Raw genomic sequence first — 16,904 nt, 5'->3', positions numbered from 1 at the left:
CGCGCCGATCGCCATGGAAGACGGCCTGCGTTTCGCCATCCGCGAAGGCGGCCGCACCGTCGGCGCCGGCGTCGTGTCGAAGATCATCGAGTAACGTCTGATCCGCTCTCAGTTTTAAGGGGCGTGCGGGTCACTGCACGCCCCTTTTGCATTCTGGAGCCGGATATGAAACGCATTTTCAAGTATTTCGAGACGCGGATTGAGGCCTATCCCGCGTCTCCGCCGAGTCAGCCCCCGTCGCGGTTCTGGCCGTTTCTGTGGCATTACGCACGTCCCGTGGCCCCATGGCTCATCGCCATGTCGGTGGCCTCGGCGGTCTTTGCCGCCGTCGAGATTATTTTGCTGGGATACCTTGGCACGCTGGTCAACCGCATGGCGGAACTGGGACCAGAACGGTTTCTAGGCGAGGAGGCCACGCGGCTTGGCGGGATGGGTGTTCTCCTGCTCGTCGTCCTGCCATTGCTCAGCGTGATTGGCGCATTGATCATGTATCAGGCTTTGATGGGCAACTTTCCACAGCGCATCCGTTGGCAAGGGCATCGTTGGCTCTTGGGTCAGTCGATGGGCTATTTTCAGGAAGAGTTCGCCGGGCGCATCGCCACGCGGCTGATGCAGACTGCGCTCGCCGTGCGCGAGACGGTAATGAAGCTGATGGACGTGGCGGTCTATATTCTTGCCTATTTCATCGGCACGCTGGTTCTGGCGGGAACGCAGGATATTCGACTGGCCGCGCCCTTTGCCATCTGGGCGCTGTGTTATGGCGCGCTCTTGGGCATGATCGTGCCCCGGCTGGGGCATGTGGCGCAGGAGCAGGCGCATGCGCGCGCTGACATGACTGGGCGGATTGTGGACAGCTATACCAATATTGCCACGGTCAAGCTCTTTAGCCATGCCGCGCGTGAAGAGGCCTATGCCCGCGCCGGGCTGGACGGATTCCTGCAAACCGTCCACCGGCAAATGCGGCTTGTGGCGGTCCAGGACATGTCGGTCAACTTGCTCAACGCCCTTTTGACCGGGGCGGTGACGGGGCTGGGACTCTGGCTTTGGGTGCAGGGGCGCATTGATCTTGGGGCCTTGGCAGTAGCCATTCCGCTCGCCTTGCGGCTTGGGAATATGTCGCATTGGATCATGTGGGAGTTTGCCGCGCTCTTTGAGAATATCGGCACGGCGCGAGATGGTCTGGCCACCCTGGGCCTGCCACGCACGGTGCAAGACGCGCCGGATTCAAAGCCGTTGGTGGTGAGCCGGGGTGATATTCGGTTCGAAGCGGTCCGGTTTGTATATGATCGTTCTGGTATGCAAAAAGCGCCAGTGATCGACGGGCTCGACCTCACGCTCGCACCGGGCGAGAAGGTTGGGCTGGTCGGGCGTTCGGGGGCGGGGAAATCAACCCTCATCAATCTCTTGCTCCGGTTTCATGACGTGAGTTCGGGGCGTATCCTGATCGACGGGCAAGACGTTTCGGCCGTCACGCAGGACAGTCTGCGCGCGGCCATCGGGGTGGTGACACAGGATACGGCTCTTCTGCATCGCTCAGTACGCGAGAATATCGCCTATGGCCGTCCTGACTCCACCGAAACCGAGGTCATGGCCGCTGCTGATCTGGCTGAGGCGCGTGTGTTCATTGCCGGGTTGGAGGATACCAAGGGGCGGCAGGGGCTGGCTGCGCATGTCGGCGAAAGGGGTGTCAAGCTCTCGGGGGGGCAGCGTCAGCGGATCGCCATCGCGCGTGCCGCGCTCAAGGATGCACCCATCCTTGTGCTCGATGAGGCGACATCAGCGCTGGACTCCGAGGTGGAAGCGGCGATTCAGGCGCAGCTTTACCGGCTGATGCAGGGCAAGACGGTCATCGCCATCGCGCACAGGCTTTCGACCATTTCGGCGATGGATAGGTTGGTGGTGATGGACGAAGGGCGGATCGTCGAGCAAGGCACGCATGCGGCCCTGTTGTCGCAGGGGGGGCTATACGCGCGTCTCTGGGCGCGGCAATCGGGTGGTTTCCTGATGGATTGAGCGGAAGGGGCGTTATGGGTCACTCTGTCGCGCCTGCGTCAACACGCGGAGGTTTGGTTTCAAATGCAGCATGGGTGCAGGCGGTGACGTCCAGTGGTGCGGATTCTCAATAGAAATCAAGCGCTCTGGTATATGCTGCATCTGCGAAAAACGGATTGCATGCCGTTGTATTCCGTTAAGTCATTGAAATATTGACTTTATTTCTATGTCTGGCAGGCTGTACTGACGGCGCGGGCAGGGGACTGCTGTGCGCTCTCGGCGGCACCTATTCAGGAGGGCACGGCATGGGCGGTATACTCAAGGGAATGCGAGTGGTCGAAGGGTCGGCCTTTGTCGCGGTGCCGCTGGCGGGGATGACGCTGGCGCAAATGGGGGCTGAGGTGATCCGCTTTGATCGGATCGGTGGCGGGTTGGATGCAGGCCGCTGGCCGTTGGCACCCTCGGGCCAGAGCCTCTTTTGGGCGGGGTTGAACAAGGGCAAGAAATCCGTCGCCGTGGATATGAGCCGACCGGAGGGGCAGGAGTTGGTAACGCGGATTGTCACCGCACCGGGCGAGGATGCGGGGCTTTTCCTGACCAATCTGCGGGTGCGCGGCTGGATGGATTACGACACCCTCAGCCAGCACCGCGCCGATCTGGTGATGGTCACGCTGATGGGGGATCGGCATGGCCGCCCGGCGGTGGATTACACGGTCAATCCGTCCCTGGGGATACCCGAGATGACTGGCCCGGTGGGCTGGCCCGAACCCGTGGCGCATGCGCTGCCCGCATGGGATATTGCGGCGGGACATCTCGTGGTGTCCTCGCTCTTGGCGGCAGAGCGCGAGCGTCTGCGAAAGGGCAGTGGGCAGGAGGTGGAATTGTCGCTCAAGGATGTGGCAGCGGCCACCATCGGCCATCTGGGCCTGATTGGCGATGCTGCGGTCAATGACAAGGAACGCGGCAAGTCGGGCAACGCGCTCTACGGCGCCTACGGTCAGGATTTTCTATGTGCCTGCGGGCGGCGGGTGATGGTGATTGGCCTTACCCATCGGCAATGGCGCGGGCTGGTCAAGGCCACGGGCACCGAGGCCGCGATGGAGGCACTGGCCGCACGCAGCGGGCGCAATTTGAACGACGAGGGCAATCGCTGGCACCTGCGCCGAGAGATCACGGCAATCCTGCGGCCATGGTTCGCGGCGCGGGAACTCAGCAGCTTTGCCGACGCGTTCGATGCGGCGGGCCTGACATGGTCAGTGTTTCGCTCCGTGCGCGAGGCTCTGGCCGAGGATTCGGACCTGAGCGAGGACAATCCGATGTTCAAGCTCTTGATGCAGCCGGGGCTTGGTCGTTTCCCGGTGCCGGGGCATCCAGCGCGTTTTTCGGCCCATGAGCGCGTGGCGGCGCAACCCGCGCCGCAGCTTGGCGCGCAGACCGAAGAGGTTTTGGGCGAGGTGGCCGGACTAAGCGATACGGAGATCGCTCGCCTCTTTGACACAGGCATCGTGCAAAGCCCACGCTACGGGGCCCGTCCGGCGGCCTGAACAGGAAATTGTGGATTTCCTACCGAATTCAGGCCGATGACGCTTGATTCCCGATCCAAGCTGGCGTAATCCGGCGCTCGGCCTTAGGGGTATAGCTCAGCTGGTAGAGCGACGGTCTCCAAAACCGTAGGTCGCGGGTTCGAACCCTGCTGCCCCTGCCAAACCTCCAGAACCTTGGATCTATATGGGCGATTTGCGAGTAGAATCGCGCGCCGTCTGGTTCGGCTGTGATTTGGCTGATCTGGCGCAATCGAAGCAGAACTTGGTTCGTTAAGTCTGTTTGGCGGTCTGCGCACCTCAAAGACGCAACGAATACAGCTAAAATGCGGTTAAATTTGGACATGCCGCTTTTTGGCCGCTGGCGTGACATTTTTCTGCCGCAATTGCGCCGCATGGTGACCACTTATCGGTTTCGAGGTCCGGGGGGACTGAAGCCGATCTGCGTGGGGGCGCGGGCGAAACAGGGGAATAGCTGCCATGGAAACGCATTTGCCGCGGGTTCACGACCCGAAGACGTATTTTTCACATCATAACACTGAATTTGAGGGACGGGCACCGCGAGATGCCGCTTCAACGGAACAAGCCGTTGAAAATGCCATTACGACAATTCGTGAGATATTGACCGAAGAGCGACGCAAGACGCGCCGCAATGCTCTGCCGGAACTGGCGCCGCACGTGCCGGTTGAGTATCTTGAACCGGTCAAGGCAAAGGGAGTTGCTCGTCGCGTCAGTCTTTTGTCGCGGATCAAGTCGCTGCGCCCCAGTAGGTTGGAGGTCAAACCACACCACGCTGGATGGCTCGCAGCCTTTGCGTTGGTTTGGTGGCAACCTTTGCCCGTGCTGATCGCCATGTTTATCGGATTCTTATTGGTCTTCCTAGGCTACGCCATTTTTGGGCCCGAGCGCATGACCCAGGTGCGGTCACGGCTGCTGCGGTGGTTTCCCCGTGGTTTCGCTTTTCGTCCTGCCATGCCCGAACTCAAGCTGCGTCGGGAACCGCAACCGGATATCTTTGAAGATCTTCCCGATCCGTTTGATCGGATCGCGCATAAATCGCGCTGATGTAATGGGCAGGGGGCGACAGCCTTCTGCCCTTGAACTTGCGGGCCAGCCCGCGTATGTCGCGCTGAACAATGATATCAGAGAAGACAGCGCAGATGGCACGCACGAATCCGCTTCAATTCATTCAGCAGGTCCGCTCGGAAGTGGCCAAGGTCGTGTGGCCTACCCGCCGTGAGGTTGTGCTGACCACTGTCATGGTGTTCATCATGGCAACGATTACGGCGATCTTCTTTGCGTTGGTCGATCTTGGTATCCGCAGTGGTCTCCAAGGGGTGCTGAGCCTGTTTGGCTGAACCGGCGAAAATCTTGCTCAGGCTCTTGAATTCGCAGGCAATCAGGGGTAGTTGACCCCACACTCTGAAACATGGCGCGCGGCGATTCGTGTTGCGCGCCGATTTTTGTTTTAGATGATGAAGGCCCAAGGGTCTGAAAGAATACGGAAATCCGGTCTTGGTATCGGTAAGAACAAAGGCGTAGGGCGACGATGGCAAAGCGGTGGTACTCGGTCAGTGTTCTCTCGAATTTTGAGAAGAAGATTGCCGAGCAGATCAGACAATCTGTCGTCGAGAACGGCCTTGAGGATGAAATCGATGAGGTTCTGGTCCCCACCGAAGAGGTGATCGAAATCCGTCGTGGCAAAAAGGTAACGGCCGAGCGTCGGTTTATGCCCGGTTATGTGCTCGTGCATATGGAAATGTCGGATCGTGGCTATCACCTGATCAGCTCGATCAACCGTGTGACGGGATTTCTGGGGCCGCAGGGCCGCCCGATGCCGATGCGCGATGCGGAGGTGAATGCGATTCTCAACCGTGTGCAGGAGGGCGAAGAGAGCCCACGCACCCTGATCCACTTTGAGATTGGCGAGAAGGTCAAGGTCAACGACGGTCCGTTCGAAGACTTTGATGGCATGGTCGAGGAGGTTGATGAAGATAATCAGCGCCTCAAGGTGTCGGTGTCGATCTTTGGTCGGGAAACCCCGGTCGAGTTGGAATTCACTCAGGTCACGAAGCAGATGTGATCCGGGTTGCCCGGTAGCGCCTGAGGGCGAGCCGGGCAGGAGCCGTGGGAGGCGAGGTGGCCGCGGCCACCGGACCGCACCACACAACGAGAGAGCCAGAGGGGCGCGCCCCAATGGTGTTGGACCAAAAGGAGAGGCCATATGGCCAAGAAACTTATCGGGACGCTCAAGCTTCAGGTGAAAGCCGGGCAAGCCAACCCCAGCCCGCCCGTCGGCCCTGCATTGGGTCAGCGCGGCATCAACATCATGGAATTCTGCAAGGCGTTCAACGCCAAGACTGCAGATCTTGAGCCGGGTGCCCCGTGCCCGACCGTGATTTCCTATTATCAGGACAAGTCCTTTGAATTGGCAATCAAGACGCCGCCGGCGTCCTATTACCTGAAGAAGGCTGCCAAGCTTCAGTCCGGGTCCAAGACCCCCGGTCGTGCCGCTGCTGGCAATGTGACCATCGCGCAGGTGCGTGAGATCGCAGAAGCCAAGTGGAAAGACCTGAACGCGAACGATATCGACGCCGCCATGCAGATCATTCTGGGCAGCGCGCGTTCCATGGGCATCGAGGTGAAATAAGATGGCAAAGCTTGGAAAACGGACCCGCGCCCTGCGTGAAACTTTTGAGGGCAAGGACAATCTCAGTGTTGAAGATGCGATTTCGCTGATCAAGGGCTGTGCGACTGCGAAATTCGATGAAACTGTCGAGATTTCGATGAACCTCGGGGTTGACCCGCGTCACGCGGATCAGATGGTCCGTGGGGTCGTCGGCCTGCCCAATGGCACCGGCAAGACCGTGCGCGTCGCCGTTTTTGCGCGTGGCGCAAAGGCTGACGAAGCGCTGGCCGCCGGAGCCGATATCGTCGGTGCCGAAGATCTGATGGAAACCGTGCAGAGCGGCAAAATCGAGTTTGATCGCTGCATTGCGACACCGGACATGATGCCCGTCGTGGGCCGTCTGGGCAAAGTTCTTGGCCCACGTAACCTGATGCCCAACCCCAAGGTCGGAACAGTGACCATGGATGTGGCGCAGGCGGTCAAGGATGCCAAGGGCGGTCAGGTCCAGTTCAAGGCTGAAAAAGCCGGTGTCGTTCACGCCGGTATTGGCAAGGCGTCGTTTGACGAGGCCAAATTGGCCGAGAATGTGCGCGCCTTTGTGTCTGCCGTTCAACGTGCGCGACCGACCGGTGCCAAAGGCACGTATGTCAAGAAGATTTCGCTCTCGTCCACCATGGGCGCAGGGGTCACCGTCGACATCAATAGCGCTGTCGTCGAATAAGAATTTGCGTCCGGATCTTTTGATCCGGGGGCGAACGGCAGGGCTGCACGTCAGCCCTGTCCTGTCCGAGACGGAGGGTTCAGGCATTCGCCTGAATAAATCCTTCCTGAGATGGGGAACGAGATGAGATTTCCAGCCGGGGCATTTGCTCTCGGGTGATCTTGGCCTCGGGACCCGTGTTTTGGACCCGAACGCCGATCCTTCGGGAAAGGCAAAAACTGAGCCGGGGGGAGACCCCCAAATTTGGAGTGAAACTGTGGATAGAGCCCAGAAAGAGAAAGTGGTCGAAGAACTCGGCCAGATCTTTGAAAGCTCTGGCGTTGTAGTGGTCGCCCACTACGCGGGTCTTACAGTTGCCGAAATGCAGGATCTGCGTGCCCGCGCCCGTGCGGCAGAGGCATCAGTTCGTGTAGCCAAGAACAAGCTCGCCAAGATCGCCCTTGAGGGCAAGCCGTGCGCAAGCATTGCAAACTACCTCACGGGCATGACCGTGCTTACCTACTCCGAAGACCCTGTGGCAGCTGCCAAAGTGTCTGAGGACTTTGCCAAGGTGAACAAAAAGTTCGAAATCCTTGGTGGGGCCATGGGTGGCACGGCTCTGAACCGGGCCGGTGTTGAAGCCGTGTCGAAAATGCCTTCGCGTGACGAGCTTATTGCTTCGATCGTGGGCTGTATCGGCGCACCTGCTTCGAACATCGCCGGTGCGATTGGCGCACCTGCTTCGAATATCGCGGGCATCCTTTCGACGATCATCGAAAAGGCCGAGGCCGCGTAAGGCAAACTGTAATCACCGCGTAGGGGTTTACTTCCCGACGTTGGAACACATCTAGAGAACGGAAAGAGTCAAAAAATGGCTGATCTGAAGAAACTGGCAGAAGAGATCGTTGGTCTGACGCTTCTCGAAGCACAAGAACTGAAAACCATCCTCAAGGACGAGTATGGCATTGAGCCCGCAGCCGGTGGCGCGGTCATGATGGCTGGCCCGGCGGGCGATGCTGGCGGATCGGAAGCTGAAGAGCAGACCGAATTCGACGTCATCCTGAAGTCGGCTGGCGCATCCAAGATCAACGTGATCAAGGAAGTGCGTGCCATCACCGGTCTGGGCCTGAAAGAAGCCAAAGACCTGGTCGATGCCGGCGGCAAAGCCGTCAAAGAGCAAGTGTCCAAGGACGAAGCAGACGACATCAAAGCCAAGCTCGAAGCAGCTGGCGCAGAAGTCGAAATCAAGTAATCCGTGCCGGGGCAACCCGGACAGGATTTTGCGGCTGGATCCGGGGTTTCCCGGTTCCGGCCAAACCTGTCTCAGAGAGGCCCTGCAACAGTCGGGGGTTTTCTAAGGCGAGGTTTATACGATCGGGAGGCCGTCATTGGGACGATGGCCATGAATGGATCAAACCCAGCCGTCTCGGATGGACGCGGTGCTGAGCCCCAACAGCACGCGCGACCGGTGAGAAATGAAAGGTGACATCGACCATGGCTCAAAGCTATCTTGGCCAGAAACGTTTGCGCAAATATTATGGCAAAATCCGCGAAGTGTTGGAGATGCCGAACCTCATCGAGGTGCAGAAATCCTCGTATGACCTGTTCCTGAAATCCGGTGATCAGCCCCAACCGCAGGACGGTGAGGGGATCAAAGGCGTGTTCCAATCAGTCTTCCCGATCAAGGATTTCAACGAGACCAGCGTGCTGGAATTCGTCAGCTATGAGCTTGAGAAGCCGAAGTATGACGTTGAGGAATGCATGCAGCGCGACATGACCTATGCCGCGCCTCTCAAGGTCAAGCTGCGTCTGATTGTGTTCGATATCGACGAAGATACCGGCGCGAAATCTGTCAAGGACATCAAGGAGCAAGACGTGTTCATGGGCGATATGCCCTTGATGACACCGAATGGCACCTTTGTCGTGAACGGCACTGAGCGGGTGATCGTATCCCAGATGCACCGGAGCCCCGGCGTGTTCTTTGACCACGACAAGGGCAAGACCCACTCTTCAGGCAAACTTTTGTTCACCTGCCGGATCATTCCCTATCGCGGCTCTTGGCTCGATTTCGAATTCGACGCCAAGGATATCGTGTTCGCGCGGATCGACCGCCGTCGGAAACTGCCGGTGACGACGCTGCTCTATTCGCTTGGTCTGGATCAAGAAGGCATCATGAATGCCTATTATGATACGGTCGATTACAAGCTGAAAAAGAAAAAGGGTTGGGTCACCAAATTCTTCCCTGAGCGGGTTCGTGGCACACGTCCGACCTATGATCTGATCGACGCCAAAACCGGCGAAGTGATTTTTGAAGCGAGCAAGAAAATCACTCCGCGTGCCGTCAAACAGTTGATTGATGAGGGCACCGTTTCGGAATTGCTGGTTCCGTTCGAGCATATTGTCGGCAAATTCGTGGCGCGTGACATCATCGACGAGGAAACCGGCGCGATCTATGTCGAGGCGGGTGACGAGCTGACGCTGGAATATGACAAGGCTGGCGAGATTTCTGGCGGTACGCTGCAGGATCTTCTGGATGCTGGGATCACCGACATTCCGGTGCTGGATATTGATGGTATCAACGTGGGTGCCTATATCCGCAACACCATGGCAGCGGACAAGAACATGAACCGCGAAAGCGCGCTCATGGACATCTACCGTGTCATGCGGCCGGGCGAGCCGCCCACCGAAGAGGCGTCGGCGGCTCTGTTCGACACGCTGTTCTTTGACTCGGAGCGTTATGATCTCTCGGCAGTTGGCCGGGTCAAGATGAACATGCGTCTGAACCTCAACAAGCCTGACACTCAGCGCACGCTGGACCGTGACGATATCGTGGCCTGCGTCAAGGCTCTGGTTGAGCTGCGCGATGGCAAGGGGGACATCGATGACATCGATCACCTCGGCAACCGCCGGGTGCGTTCGGTTGGCGAATTGATGGAGAACCAGTATCGCGTGGGTCTTTTGCGAATGGAACGCGCGATCAAAGAGCGTATGTCATCGGTCGAGATCGACACGGTGATGCCGCAGGATCTGATCAACGCCAAGCCAGCCGCTGCCGCTGTGCGTGAATTCTTCGGTTCCTCGCAGCTGTCGCAGTTCATGGACCAGACCAACCCGCTGTCGGAAGTCACCCACAAGCGTCGCCTTTCGGCGCTCGGGCCGGGCGGTCTAACACGCGAGCGCGCGGGCTTTGAGGTGCGCGACGTGCACCCGACCCACTACGGTCGCATGTGCCCGATTGAGACGCCGGAAGGGCCGAACATCGGTCTGATCAACAGTCTCGCCACCTTTGCGCGGGTCAACAAATATGGCTTTATCGAAACACCTTACCGCAAGGTGATCGACGGTCAGGTGACGGACGAAGTGCAATACATGTCCGCCACCGAGGAAATGCGTCACACCGTGGCGCAGGCCAACGCCAACCTCGACGAGGATGGCCGGTTCGTCAACGATCTGGTCTCGACCCGTCAGTCGGGCGAATACATGCTCGCGCCGCGCGAGAGTGTGGACCTGATCGACGTTAGCCCCAAACAGCTTGTGTCGGTTGCGGCCTCGCTCATTCCCTTCCTTGAGAATGACGACGCGAACCGTGCCTTGATGGGGTCGAACATGCAGCGTCAGGCGGTGCCGACGCTGCGCGCCGAGGCTCCGCTTGTGGGAACAGGGATCGAGGGCGTCGTGGCCCGCGACTCGGGTGCTGCGATTATGGCCAAACGTGCCGGTGTGATTGACCAAGTCGATGCGCAGCGGATCGTGGTTCGCGCCACAGAGGATCTTCAGATTGGTGATCCGGGCGTTGATATCTACCGCATGCGCAAGTTCCAGCGCTCGAACCAGAATAGCTGTATCAATCAGCAGCCGCTGGTCAAAGTCGGTGATACCGTTCTCAAGGGTGAAGTCATCGCCGATGGTCCCTGTACCGATATGGGCGAACTGGCGCTTGGCAAGAACGTGATCACGGCCTTCATGCCGTGGAACGGCTATAACTACGAAGACTCGATCCTGATCTCCGAGCGGATCGTGCGCGATGACGTCTTTACCTCGATCCATATCGAGGAATTCGAGGTTGCCGCCCGCGATACCAAGCTTGGGCCGGAAGAGATCACCCGCGATATCCCCAATGTTGGTGAGGAAGCTCTGCGCAACCTCGACGAGGCGGGCATCGTTTATATCGGCGCGGACGTCGAGCCGGGCGATATCCTTGTGGGCAAGATCACCCCGAAGGGCGAAAGCCCGATGACGCCGGAGGAAAAACTCCTCCGCGCCATCTTTGGCGAAAAGGCCAGCGACGTGCGCGATACCTCGTTGCGAGTCAAGCCGGGTGACTATGGCACGGTCGTTGAGGTGCGTGTGTTCAATCGCCACGGCGTTGAAAAGGACGAGCGCGCGCTTCAGATCGAGCGGGAAGAGGTCGAGCGTCTGGCGCGCGACCGCGACGACGAGTTGGCGATTCTGGATCGCAATATCTACGCTCGTCTGCGTACTCTCATCCTCGGAAAGATGGCTGTCAAAGGCCCCAAGGGCGTCAAGGCCAACTCGGACATCACCGAAGAGTTGCTCTCGACGCTGACCAAGGGTCAGTGGTGGCAGCTTGCCCTAAAGGACGAGGCTGACGCAAAGATCGTCGAAGCGCTGCATGATCAGTACGAGGCGCAGAAGCGCACGCTGGATGCACGGTTCGAGGACAAGGTCGAGAAGGTGCGCCGTGGCGACGATCTGCCGCCGGGCGTCATGAAGATGGTCAAAGTCTTTATCGCGGTCAAGCGCAAGCTCCAGCCGGGTGACAAGATGGCCGGTCGTCATGGCAACAAGGGTGTTGTCTCCAAGGTGATCCCGATCGAGGACATGCCATTCCTCGCGGACGGCACGCCGGTCGATATCTGTCTCAATCCTTTGGGCGTGCCGTCGCGTATGAACGTGGGGCAAATCCTCGAGACGCATATGGGCTGGGCTGCGCGCTCTCTTGGTCTCAAGATCGACGAAGCGCTGCAGGAATATCGCCGTTCTGGCGATCTGACTCCTGTGCGTGAAGCGATGCGCATTGCGTATGGCGATGATGTCTATGCCGAAGGGATCGAGGGCATGGATGAGACCACATTGGTCGAGTCTGCCAGCACCGTAACCAACGGTGTGCCGATTGCCACCCCGGTCTTTGACGGGGCCAAAGAGGCGGATGTCAACGACGCGCTGCGGCGTGCCGGGTTTGACACGAGCGGTCAGTCGGTGCTGTTTGACGGGCGCTCGGGCGAGCAGTTCTCGCGTCCTGTGACCGTTGGCATCAAGTATCTGCTCAAACTGCATCACCTTGTCGATGACAAGATCCACGCACGCTCGACTGGGCCGTACAGCCTTGTCACGCAGCAGCCTCTGGGCGGTAAAGCCCAGTTTGGCGGCCAGCGGTTCGGGGAAATGGAGGTCTGGGCACTTGAGGCCTATGGTGCCGCCTACACCCTGCAAGAGATGCTGACCGTCAAGTCGGATGACGTGGCGGGCCGGACCAAGGTCTATGAGAGCATCGTCAAAGGCGAGGACAATTTCGAGGCCGGGATTCCGGAATCGTTCAACGTGCTCGTCAAAGAGGTCCGGGGCCTTGGCCTCAACATGGAACTCCTGGATGCGGAGGAAGATGAGTAAGCGCCGCGCACCGGACCCTTTCACAGGGTCCGGTCCGTTTTCTTGTCAAGAGAACGGCGTTTCACCGCCTTCCTCCGCCAGTCTTTAAGGATTTGAAAATGAACCAGGAACTGACAAACAACCCGTTCAACCCTGTGGCCCCGACCAAGGTGTTCGACGAAATCAAGGTCAGCCTTGCCAGCCCGGAGCGTATCCTCAGCTGGTCCTATGGCGAGATCAAGAAGCCCGAAACCATCAACTATCGCACGTTCAAGCCCGAGCGTGACGGTCTCTTTTGCGCGCGGATCTTTGGCCCGATCAAGGATTACGAATGCCTCTGCGGCAAATACAAGCGCATGAAGTATCGCGGCGTTGTCTGTGAGAAATGCGGTGTCGAGGTTACGCTGCAAAAGGTCCGGCGCGAGCGTATGGGCCATATCGAGTTGGCCGCGCCCTGCGCCCATATCTGGTTCCTGAAATCGCTGCCCTCGCGCATCGGTCTCATGCTGGATATGACACTGCGCGATCTGGAGCGGGTGCTCTATTTCGAGAACTATGTGGTGATCGAGCCCGGTCTGACCGACCTGACCTATGGCCAGATGCTGACCGAAGAAGAGTTCATGGATGCGCAGGATGCCTATGGCATGGACGCCTTTACCGCCAATATCGGCGCTGAAGCGATCCGCGAGATGCTCCAGAACATCGACCTCGAGAATGAGGCGGAGCAACTGCGCGCCGATCTCAAGGAAGCCACCGGCGAACTGAAGCCCAAGAAGATCATCAAGCGCCTCAAGGTGGTTGAGTCCTTCATCGAATCCGGCAACCGCCCGGAATGGATGGTGATGACGGTGATTCCGGTCATTCCGCCCGAACTGCGCCCGCTGGTGCCGTTGGATGGCGGCCGCTTTGCCACGTCTGATCTCAACGACCTCTATCGTCGGGTGATCAACCGCAACAACCGCCTTAAGCGGCTCATCGAGCTGCGCGCGCCTGATATCATCGTGCGCAACGAAAAGCGGATGTTGCAGGAATCGGTCGATGCGCTGTTTGACAACGGCCGTCGTGGCCGGGTCATTACCGGTGCCAACAAGCGCCCGCTGAAATCGCTTTCGGATATGCTCAAAGGCAAGCAGGGCCGCTTCCGCCAGAACCTTTTGGGCAAGCGGGTCGACTTCTCGGGTCGTTCGGTGATCGTGACCGGTCCGGAGCTCAAATTGCATCAGTGCGGTCTACCCAAGAAGATGGCGCTCGAGCTGTTCAAGCCGTTCATCTACTCGCGGCTTGAGGCCAAGGGCCTGTCGAGCACTGTGAAACAGGCCAAGAAACTGGTGGAGAAAGAGCGTCCCGAGGTTTGGGACATTCTGGATGAGGTCATCCGCGAGCATCCCGTGATGCTCAACCGGGCACCGACCTTGCACCGCTTGGGCATTCAGGCGTTCGAGCCGGTGCTGATCGAGGGCAAGGCGATCCAGCTGCATCCCCTGGTCTGTTCGGCCTTCAACGCCGACTTTGACGGCGACCAGATGGCTGTACACGTTCCGCTGAGCCTTGAGGCCCAGTTGGAAGCGCGTGTGTTGATGATGTCCACCAACAACGTCCTGTCGCCCGCCAACGGTGCGCCGATCATCGTTCCGTCGCAGGACATGATCCTTGGCCTCTATTACGTCACGCTGCAGCGGGACGGCATGAAGGGTGAAGACATGGTGTTCTCGTCCTTGGGCGAGGTCCAGCATGCGCTCGACGCAGGCGAAGTGCATCTGCATGCCAAGGTCACCGTCCGGGTTCCTCAGATCGACGAGCATGGCAACGAGGTCATGGTGCGGGCCGTCACCACTCCGGGCCGCGCCCGTCTGGGTGCGCTTCTGCCGCAGAACGCCAAGGCGCCTTTCAGTCTGGTCAATCGTCTCCTGCGCAAGAAAGAAGTGCAGCAGGTGATCGACACGGTCTATCGCTATTGCGGTCAGAAAGAGAGTGTCATTTTCTGCGACCAGATCATGACCCTCGGTTTCCGTGAGGCGTTCAAGGCCGGGATTTCCTTTGGCAAGGACGACATGGTCATTCCCGACAGCAAGTGGCCCATCGTCGAAGAAACGCGTGGTCAGGTCAAAGGCTTTGAACAGCAGTATATGGACGGCCTGATCACCCAAGGTGAGAAGTACAACAAGGTCGTTGATGCGTGGTCAAAGTGTAATGATCAGGTCACCGAAGCGATGATGACGACCATCTCGGCGGAAGTGCGCGACGAGAATGGTGCAGTGCGCGAACCCAACAGCGTCTACATGATGGCGCATTCGGGCGCGCGGGGCTCGGTTACGCAGATGAAACAGCTGGGCGGCATGCGCGGCCTGATGGCCAAGCCGAACGGCGACATCATCGAGACGCCGATCATCTCGAACTTCAAGGAAGGTCTGACCGTTCTTGAATACTTCAACTCGACCCACGGCGCCCGTAAGGGTCTGTCGGATACCGCTCTGAAAACCGCGAACTCTGGGTATCTGACCCGGCGTCTCGTGGATGTGGCGCAGGATTGCATCGTACGCGAGCATGATTGCGGCACCGAGCGGGCGGTTACGGTTGAGGCTGCGGTGAATGATGGTGAAGTCGTGGCCTCGCTGGCAGAGCGTTGCCTTGGCCGTGTCGCGGCTGAGGATATCGTTGATCCGATCAGCGATGCCGTGTTGATCGCGCGTGGCCAATTGATTGACGAGCGTATGGCGGATTCGCTGGAAGAAGCGGCTGTGCAGACTGTGCGTCTGCGTTCGCCGCTGACCTGTGAGGCCGAAGATGGCGTCTGTGCGATGTGCTATGGTCGCGATCTTGCGCGCGGTACCATGGTCAACATCGGCGAAGCGGTCGGTATCATCGCCGCCCAGTCGATTGGCGAGCCGGGCACACAGCTCACGATGCGGACCTTCCACATCGGCGGCGTGGCTCAGGGTGGGCAGCAGTCCTTCCTCGAGGCGAGCCAAGAGGGCACGGTCACCTATGATCAGCCGCAGACTCTTGAGAACTCCAACGGTGAAACCCTTGTCATGGGCCGGAACATGAAACTCCGGATCATTGGCGACAAGGGGGTTGAACTGGCCAGTCACAAGGTCGGCTATGGCACCAAGCTCTTCGTCAAGGAGGGGGGCAAGGTCACGCGCGGGCAGAAACTGTTCGAGTGGGATCCCTACACCTTGCCGATCCTGGCCGAGAAATCGGGTACTGCAAAGTTTGTGGACCTGACCTCGGGTGTTTCGGTCAAGGACGTGACCGACGATGCCACCGGCATGACCCAGAAGATCGTGACCGACTGGCGTGCGGCACCGCGCGGCAACGAGCTCAAGCCCGAGGTGTTCATCGTGGGTGAGGACGGCGAGCCGATGCGCAACGATGCGGGCAACCCGGTGACCTATCCGATGTCGGTGGATGCCATTCTCTCAATCGAAGAAGGTCAACAGGTCCAAGCCGGTGACGTGATCGCGCGTATTCCGCGTGAGGGTGGCAAGACCAAGGATATCACCGGCGGTCTGCCGCGTGTGGCCGAACTCTTTGAGGCACGTCGCCCCAAGGATCACGCCATCATCGCGGAAATCGACGGCTATGTCCGCTATGGGCGCGACTACAAGAACAAGCGCCGTATCACGATCGAACCCACCGACGAGAGCCTCGAGCCTGTGGAATACATGGTGCCCAAGGGCAAGCACATCCCGGTGCAGGAAGGCGATTACGTTCAGAAGGGCGATTATATCATGGACGGCAATCCGGCGCCGCATGACATTCTCGCCATCATGGGCGTCGAAGCGCTTGCCAACTACATGATTGACGAGGTGCAGGAGGTTTACCGTCTGCAGGGCGTTAAGATCAACGACAAGCACATTGAAGTCATCGTGCGTCAGATGCTCCAGAAGTGGGAAATCCAGGACTCGGGCGATACCACGTTGCTCAAGGGTGAGCATGTCGACAAGATCGAGTTCGACGAAGCCAACGCCAAGGCCGAAGCCAAGGGCGGGCGTCCGGCAACGGGCGAGCCGATCCTCTTGGGTATCACCAAAGCGTCGTTGCAGACCCGCTCGTTCATCTCGGCGGCGTCTTTCCAGGAAACCACCCGCGTGCTCACCGAAGCCTCTGTTCAGGGCAAGCGTGACAAGCTGGTTGGTCTCAAGGAGAACGTCATCGTTGGTCGTCTGATCCCGGCGGGTACTGGCGGAGCGACGCAGGATATGCGCCGCATCGCTCTGGCTCGCGACAGCATTGTGATCGAAGCCCGTCAGGAAGAGGCGGCAGCCGCCGCTGCTCTGGCTGCCCCAGTGATTGAGAATGACGTGGTTGGTGGGGACGAATTTGACAATCTCGTCGAGACCCCCGAAAGCCGCGATCAATAGGGATCGTAGACAAGATGAGGAAAAGCCCGGCCTTTTGGCCGGGCTTTTTCGTGGTGATGTCCGGG

The 16,904-nt window shown here is 59.0% G+C and carries 12 protein-coding genes and 1 tRNA gene; all 13 read left to right on the top strand.

Features of this window, described 5'->3' with window-relative positions:
- The coding region (locus ACSSVY_RS06500; RefSeq protein ID WP_207545791.1) for an EF-Tu C-terminal domain-related protein at window positions 1–94 on the top strand (94 nt) is incomplete at its 5' end.
- Window positions 95–165: 71 nt separating this feature from the next.
- Entirely contained in the window at window positions 166–2,013 is a 1,848-nt protein-coding gene (locus tag ACSSVY_RS06495) for an ABC transporter ATP-binding protein (RefSeq protein WP_454268588.1), read from the top strand.
- A 284-nt stretch (window positions 2,014–2,297) separates the two neighbouring features.
- Window positions 2,298–3,536: a CoA transferase gene (locus tag ACSSVY_RS06490; RefSeq protein ID WP_454268587.1), complete on the top strand. Its 1,239-nt coding sequence runs from the start codon at window positions 2,298–2,300 to the stop codon at window positions 3,534–3,536.
- An 85-nt stretch (window positions 3,537–3,621) separates the two neighbouring features.
- Window positions 3,622–3,697, top strand: a tRNA-Trp gene (locus ACSSVY_RS06485).
- 316 nt (window positions 3,698–4,013) lie between these two features.
- A complete protein-coding gene (locus tag ACSSVY_RS06480) occupies window positions 4,014–4,598 on the top strand; it encodes a hypothetical protein (protein WP_454268586.1) in 585 nt (194 codons plus the stop codon).
- A gap of 95 nt (window positions 4,599–4,693) precedes the next feature.
- Window positions 4,694–4,891 carry a preprotein translocase subunit SecE gene (secE, locus tag ACSSVY_RS06475; RefSeq protein WP_040651443.1) on the top strand — a complete coding sequence of 66 codons (198 nt, stop codon included), beginning with the start codon at window positions 4,694–4,696 and terminating at the stop codon, window positions 4,889–4,891.
- A gap of 191 nt (window positions 4,892–5,082) precedes the next feature.
- Window positions 5,083–5,616 carry a transcription termination/antitermination protein NusG gene (gene nusG / locus ACSSVY_RS06470; protein WP_009818148.1) on the top strand — a complete coding sequence of 178 codons (534 nt, stop codon included), beginning with the start codon at window positions 5,083–5,085 and terminating at the stop codon, window positions 5,614–5,616.
- A gap of 141 nt (window positions 5,617–5,757) precedes the next feature.
- Window positions 5,758–6,183 carry a 50S ribosomal protein L11 gene (gene rplK, locus ACSSVY_RS06465; RefSeq protein ID WP_454268585.1) on the top strand — a complete coding sequence of 142 codons (426 nt, stop codon included), beginning with the start codon at window positions 5,758–5,760 and terminating at the stop codon, window positions 6,181–6,183.
- Between the two features lies 1 nt (window position 6,184).
- A complete protein-coding gene (gene rplA, locus ACSSVY_RS06460; protein ID WP_454268584.1) occupies window positions 6,185–6,883 on the top strand; it encodes a 50S ribosomal protein L1 in 699 nt (232 codons plus the stop codon).
- A 256-nt stretch (window positions 6,884–7,139) separates the two neighbouring features.
- Complete coding sequence (gene rplJ / locus ACSSVY_RS06455; protein ID WP_040651445.1) at window positions 7,140–7,658, top strand: 50S ribosomal protein L10; 519 nt, start codon at window positions 7,140–7,142, stop codon at window positions 7,656–7,658.
- Between the two features lie 75 nt (window positions 7,659–7,733).
- Window positions 7,734–8,114 (top strand): 50S ribosomal protein L7/L12, encoded by a 381-nt coding sequence (gene rplL / locus ACSSVY_RS06450; protein WP_454268583.1) that lies wholly within the window; start codon window positions 7,734–7,736, stop codon window positions 8,112–8,114.
- A 242-nt stretch (window positions 8,115–8,356) separates the two neighbouring features.
- Entirely contained in the window at window positions 8,357–12,493 is a 4,137-nt protein-coding gene (gene rpoB, locus ACSSVY_RS06445; protein ID WP_454268582.1) for a DNA-directed RNA polymerase subunit beta, read from the top strand.
- 98 nt (window positions 12,494–12,591) lie between these two features.
- Window positions 12,592–16,839 (top strand): DNA-directed RNA polymerase subunit beta', encoded by a 4,248-nt coding sequence (gene rpoC, locus ACSSVY_RS06440; protein ID WP_454268581.1) that lies wholly within the window; start codon window positions 12,592–12,594, stop codon window positions 16,837–16,839.
- Window positions 16,840–16,904 lie beyond the last annotated feature (65 nt).

The sequence above is a fragment of the Roseovarius sp. MBR-51 genome, assembly GCF_053628575.1.
This window is presented reverse-complemented; position numbering and strand designations above follow the sequence as displayed.